The organism is Clostridium sp. (assembly GCF_040797585.1).
Lineage (GTDB): Bacteria > Bacillota > Clostridia > Clostridiales > Clostridiaceae > Clostridium_Z.
Map to the genome: position 1 here is coordinate 1 of NZ_JBFNEO010000168.1, position 6450 is coordinate 6450.

6 protein-coding genes are annotated in these 6450 nt (G+C 30.7%); all 6 read left to right on the plus strand.

All coding sequences use genetic code 11. From position 1 onward, the window contains the following. Window positions 1-321 precede the first annotated feature (321 nt). On the plus strand, window positions 322-1011 hold the full coding sequence (locus AB2369_RS10345) for a YveK family protein (protein WP_367666403.1): 690 nt from the start codon (window positions 322-324) through the stop codon (window positions 1009-1011). A gap of 12 nt (window positions 1012-1023) precedes the next feature. After that, window positions 1024-1713, plus strand: coding sequence for a CpsD/CapB family tyrosine-protein kinase (locus AB2369_RS10350; RefSeq protein ID WP_367666404.1), 690 nt, complete (start codon window positions 1024-1026; stop codon window positions 1711-1713). A gap of 418 nt (window positions 1714-2131) precedes the next feature. Beyond that, window positions 2132-2896 carry a tyrosine-protein phosphatase gene (locus AB2369_RS10355; protein WP_367666405.1) on the plus strand — a complete coding sequence of 255 codons (765 nt, stop codon included), beginning with the start codon at window positions 2132-2134 and terminating at the stop codon, window positions 2894-2896. Between the two features lie 66 nt (window positions 2897-2962). After that, complete coding sequence (locus tag AB2369_RS10360; RefSeq protein WP_367666406.1) at window positions 2963-3901, plus strand: LCP family protein; 939 nt, start codon at window positions 2963-2965, stop codon at window positions 3899-3901. Window positions 3902-3967: 66 nt separating this feature from the next. Beyond that, window positions 3968-5881, plus strand: coding sequence for a polysaccharide biosynthesis protein (locus tag AB2369_RS10365; RefSeq protein ID WP_367666407.1), 1914 nt, complete (start codon window positions 3968-3970; stop codon window positions 5879-5881). A 17-nt stretch (window positions 5882-5898) separates the two neighbouring features. Further along, window positions 5899-6450 (plus strand): DegT/DnrJ/EryC1/StrS family aminotransferase (locus AB2369_RS10370; protein ID WP_367666408.1); only part of this gene is annotated, 552 nt, incomplete at its 3' end.

Here is a 6450-nt window from a genome sequence, read left to right on the forward strand (position 1 = left end):
GGACTTAATACTGTGAATTATTTTACGAATAAAATAATATTATATTAAAAAATAAATGAAAATATAGACATATCTATATATACACTATAAAGAAAAAATATATTGCTAAAGAATAATGATGAAAAATGTATAAATTTATATTGGGATAATAAAGAAAAAAATTAAAATAAATACTTAATATACAATTAAAGTATTAAGGGAAAATTTAATAACACTTCAAAAAGATATAGAGAATTATAGACAATAAAGTCGAATCATGGTAAGATTATAACAGAATTTTAAAAGACTTAAGTTGAAAATAGGTTGTTTTTAGGAGGAATAATGGAGTTAAAAGAATATTTACACATAATTAAGAAGCGATGGCTTTTAATTTTATCAGTAACTTTAGCCAGTATTTTCATAGCAGCACTAGTAAGTTTTGTAATTATCAAACCTACCTATAAGGCTGATATATCTGTTATAATAGGAGCTTCACAAAATAGCAATGTAAATCAGCAGAATTACAATGATGTTGTAATGTATCAAAAATTGGTTAAAACCTATAGTGAATTTGCTAAAACTAGACTTGTGGCAGAGGATGTTATAGATACACTTGGTCTTTCTATGACACCAGATGAACTATTAAAGATGGTTTCTGTAGCTCCAAAGGGTGATACAGAATTCATAACCATATCTGTAAAGTCAAAAAATCCAAGTGAGGCCCGTGATATAGCTAATCAGTTAGCTAAGTCTTTAAAAAAGGTTAGTAATGAGGTTAAAAAGGTGGACAATGTACAGCTAGTAGATGAAGCAGTACTTCCCATAAGTCCAGATAGTCCAAAACCTCTTTTAAATATAGCAATAGCTTTTGTTCTGGGATTATTTGTATCTCTAGGAATAGTATTTTTAATAGAGTACTTAGATAATACTGTAAAGAGCTCAGATGAAATAGAGAAAATCTTAGATATACCAGTTATAGGAGCTATACCTATGGTGGGAAATGAAACTTCAAAAAAGAAAAGAAAAAAGTAGAGGTGAGAATAATTGATTAAAGATTTAATAGCATATAGTAATCCAAAATCCCAGGCAGCAGAAAGCTATAGAACATTAAGAACAAATATTCAATTTTCCACCTTGGATAATGAATCAAATATAATATCTATAACTTCCTGTGGACCAGGGGAGGGAAAGAGTACAGTTATAAGTAATTTAGCTATAACTATGGCTCAAAGTGGAAAAAAAGTTCTTTTAATAGATTGTGACCTTAGAAAACCTATAATACATAAAAAGTTTGGAATATCAAATCTTAAAGGCCTTACAAGTCTCTTAATAAAGGAAAGCAAGGTTGAGGATGTTATACAAAAGGTGGATATAAATAATCTTGGAATCATAACCAGTGGACCAGTACCACCAAATCCATCAGAAATCTTAGGATCAAAAAACATGAAGAATCTTATAGAAGAGCTCAAAAAATACTTTGATGTAATACTTTTAGATGCACCACCAGTGCTAGTGGTAACAGATGCTCAGGTTATATCAAAGGTAACAGATGGAGTGATACTTCTTGCAGCCTATGGAGTTACTGAAAAACAAGCTCTAGAAAAGGCAAAGGATAATATAGTAAAGGTTAATGGGAAATTACTTGGAGTAGTTATGAATAAGATTCCAGAAAAAGAAGGGTCATATTATGGATATGGATCTTATAGTGGATATTATTCGGATGATTCAGAGTAAAAATATATAAGCCTTTAAGATTTTTACAATATTAGTGTTTAAAATTATTTAAACACTAATATTAAATAAATGAGTCCCAATATATTACAAAAACCACAAGGTAATACATAATTTTTCTTGGAATTATAATGGAAATAAAGTAGGGTATATAATTTAGCACTAAAATTATATACAAAATTAAATAGGTACTATACATGATTATAGAACGAATTTTCCTTCAGAAGGTGTGTTCTTTCCGTCACCTGAAGGTTAGATGAGTTAATCCAGGGGCGTAGCAACTGTTATCCCCCATCTTTTAAGAGGATGGAGGTGTTACAAGCTAGTAGCCATCAGATAAAAAAGAATTAACTCATTATTTAAAATAGTGGGAATAAACAGAAAAATATAAGGGTGTAAGAAGAGAAAAGGAGGATTCATCGTGATAGATTTTCATAGCCATATAATATATGACATAGATGATGGTTCAAGGAATATAGAAGAATCCTTAGAGATGATAGAAAATGCTAAGAAAGAGGGAAGTAAGTATATTTGCGCAACTAGCCATTATATGGTGGGAACCTATGAACCAGAAAGGGAAGATTATATAAAAAAGATTAAGAGTCTTATGGAAAGAGTAGAGGGAATAGACATAGCAGAAGGTCTTGAGGTGTATATAGATCCAAGTCTACCTACTCTTTATAAAAATGAAAAGATATGGGGAATAAACAAAGGGAAATATATGCTTATAGAGTTTCCTATGAGGGAGATTCCAAAATATTCAAAGGATATCTTATATGAAATGACTGTGCTTAATTTAACACCAATAATAGCTCATCCAGAAAGAAATTCAAAATTTTTAAAAGATATAAGCCTTTTAGAAGAGTTTATAGAAGAAGGATATTTACTTCAAATGAACGCTTCAAGTCTTATAGGATTTCATGGAGATGAGGTTAGAAATTTTGCAGAGACCTTAGTAAAGAGAAATATGGTACATATGCTAGGAAGCGATGGACATAATGTAAAAAGAAGAAACACTAACATTAAAGAAGGATTTCTTAGAATAAAAGAATTAAATCCAGAGCTTTATAACTGGATAAAAGAGAATCAGCATAACATATTTAATGGACAAGATGTCATGCCTTTAGAAATTAGAGAGGAAGAGAAGAAGAAAAAAGGATTATTTAGCTTTTTAAGAGGAAAATAAGCATGGAATAATAGCTAATTTTTAGCTTATTTAGTGTTTTAAATAAGTGCTTTGGGGTGAAAACATATGAAAAAAGGGTTAAAAACAGGGCTTTTTATAATAGTTGGAATTATAGTGATCATAGGTGGAACACTGGGATATAAGGTATATAGTAAATACAATAAAATAAAAACTAATGAAGTAACCCTAAGTGATGAAGAAATAGGGATAAATGAAGAAAATAAGAGTGAAAAACATATATTTAATTTTCTTTTCTTAGGCGTAGATAAAGAAGAAAATGCCACGGACACCATAATGATAGCTACTATAGATAGGGATAAAGGTGAGTTGAAGATTTCATCTATTTTAAGGGATTTATACATAGACATGGGAGAAGGAAATACACCTAAGATTAACTATGCTCATCAATATGGAGGACCAGTTAATACGGTAAAGGTAATAAATGAAACCTTTAATCTTGATATAAGGGATTATGTAATGGTGAACTTTGAAGGTCTTGTAAATATTGTGGATGCTATAGGGGGAATAGAGATTGAACTTAAAGAAGGGGAATTGAGTAGAATTAATGGACCAGCTTCAGTTATAGCTAAGAAAATGAATAAGAAGACTCCTAAAACTATAAATTCACCAGGAAAATATAACTTAAGTGGATCACAAGCACTTTCCTATGCTCGTATTAGAAAGATAGATAGTGATTTTGAAAGAACGGATAGACAAAGAACTGTAATTAATGAAATTATGAAAAAAGTAAAGAACATGAGCTTAAGTGAATTGGATAAATTTACAGATATTGCATTAGAGAATGTAGAGACCTCTTTTAACTTTAGTGAAATCATGAACGTTGGGCAGGAAGCTTTAAAGCTTTATAATAAAAAACCTAAAGAGACAAAGATACCAATAGAAGGAACCTATGAGGGTCATTATTGGGACAATGGAGCTTTTTATTTTACGTGGGATAAGGAAAAAAATGTAGAACATTTAAAGAAATTTATATATGAAGAATAAGATTTAAATTTAGAAAATTATATGAGACAAACATATCTTATTTTATAAAAGAGGGAAGTGGAGGATATGCCAAATGTAAAAAAGAAACTTAAGATTTATTGCTTGTTACTTTTAGATATAGTAGCTATATGGCTTTGTTATTTTTTAAGTTACAATTTTAGGTTCTATAGTAATTTAGGTAACCAAATGCTTACTTCAAAATTTCTAGAGTATAGTCCATATATGGTGTTAGCAATAATAATATATATAATAAGTTTTAAAGTGTTTAAGCTTTATGAAAGCCTTTGGACTATAGCAGGGCTCGATGAATTTTTGTTGGGAGTTACTGGATGTGTAGTTGGAGGGATTATAAATATATTTATATCCCTAGGATTTGAAAGAAGGATTCCTCTTTTAGTTACAGGAGTTTCAGTTGTTTTTATAACTATGGCTATAAATGGCATGAGGATATGCTTAAGGGTTTATAGAAGAGCTATGATTTATGCTAAAAATAAGGAGAGCAAGAATTTTAAGAGAGTTATGATAGTTGGAGCTGGATCTGCTGCTTATATGGTAATAAGGGATATAAGAAGGCATCCAGAGATGAAGTATAAGGTTGTTACCCTTATAGATGATAGTCCTTATAAGAAGAACACTCAACTGGCAGGGGTTAAAGTTGTTGGTAATAGAAATGATATAGAGGATGTTGTTAAAAAAGAGAATATAGATCTTATAATCATTGCTATACCAAGACTTAGCGAAGAAGAAAGAAGCAGAATAGTTAAAATATGTAACAGAACAAAGATAAGAACAAAAATAGTTCCAGGTATGTATGAGCTTATAGGTGGTAAGGTAAGCCTAAAGGGGATAAGAAATGTAGATGTTAAAGATCTTTTAGGAAGAGAACCTGTAAAATTAGATACTAATGAGATTAATAATTACATAAGTAATAAAGTAGTTATGGTAACAGGTGGGGGAGGATCCATAGGATCAGAGCTTTGTAGACAGATTGCTTCTTTTAGGCCTAAGACATTAATAATACTAGATATATATGAGAATAATGCTTATGAAATACAGCAGGAGCTAAGAAGAAAATATGAATATTTAGATATGCATGTCTTAATAGCATCTGTTAGAGATAAAAATAGATTAGATGATATATATGAGGAATATAAACCACAGGTAGTATTTCATGCAGCAGCTCATAAACATGTACCATTAATGGAAGATAGCCCAATGGAAGCTATTAAAAATAATGTGTTAGGAACCTTAAATGTGGCAGAGCTTGCTAAAGAGTATCAAGTAGAAAGATTTGTGCTTATATCTACAGATAAAGCAGTAAATCCTACTAACATAATGGGTGCCACTAAGAGAATATGTGAGATGATAGTACAAGCTTTAGATAGAGAAAGTTATACAGAATTTGTAGCAGTAAGGTTTGGAAATGTTCTTGGAAGTAATGGATCAGTAATACCACTATTTAAAAAACAAATAGCAGAAGGTGGTCCAATAACTTTAACCCATAAGGAGATAACAAGATATTTCATGCTAATACCTGAGGCGGCTCAGCTAGTATTACAAGCAGGAGCTTATGCTAAGGGGGGAGAAATTTTTGTTCTTGATATGGGTAAACCTGTTAAAATATATGATTTAGCTTGTGAACTTATAAGATTGTCAGGGCTTGAACCTTATAATGATATAGATATAAAGATAACAGGACTTAGACCAGGAGAAAAGCTTTATGAAGAGCTTTTAATGAGTGAAGAGGGACTTAAAGAGACGTCTCATAAGAAGATATTTATAGGTAAACCTGGTGAGTTTAACATTGAGAATATAAAAGGAGATATTGAAGAACTTTTATATATAGCTATAAATGGAAGTAATGATGAGATAAAAGATAAGCTTACAATTATAGTACCGACTTACATAAAGGAACAAAAGGAAGGCATAAATTTAGAAAAAAATATTAAGGTTAAAGATATGATTGCAGCAACAATATAAGAATAAGAGGTGTTATTATGAATAAGAGAATATATTTAGCTTCTCCTCATATGGGAGGATATGAAAAGGCGTATATTGATGAGGCTTTTGATACTAATTGGATAGCCCCATTAGGACCTAATGTAGATGGATTTGAAAAAGAAATTTGTGATTATGCAGATGTTAAGTCGGCAGCAGCTTTAAGTTCAGGAAGTGCGGCTATACATATGGCTCTTAAAGCTGTTGGAATAAATGAAGGAGATTATATATTTTGTTCTTCATTAACTTTTTCTGCTAGTTGTAATCCTGTAATGTATGAAAAAGGAATACCTGTGTTTATAGATTCAGAACCTGAAAGTTGGAATATGAGTCCAATTGCATTAGAGAAGGCATTTAAACATTGTGAGATGGAAGGTAAGTTTCCAAAGGCTGTAATAGTGGTTAATTTATATGGTCAAAGTGCTGATTTTGATAAAATAATTGAGCTATGTAATAAATATAATGTGCCTATTATTGAGGATGCAGCAGAGTCATTAGGAGCTACTTATAAGAATAAGTTTACAGGAAGCATAGGTAAGTATGGGGTATAC

What these genes read in the sequence shown, in the direction of transcription:
- AB2369_RS10360 (WP_367666406.1), top strand. Translation starts at nt 2,963, where the DNA reads ATGAAAAAAGGGTTAAAAACAGGGCTTTTTATAATAGTTGGAATTATA.
- AB2369_RS10345 (WP_367666403.1), top strand. Translation starts at nt 322, where the DNA reads ATGGAGTTAAAAGAATATTTACACATAATTAAGAAGCGATGGCTTTTA.
- AB2369_RS10365 (WP_367666407.1), top strand. Translation starts at nt 3,968, where the DNA reads ATGCCAAATGTAAAAAAGAAACTTAAGATTTATTGCTTGTTACTTTTA.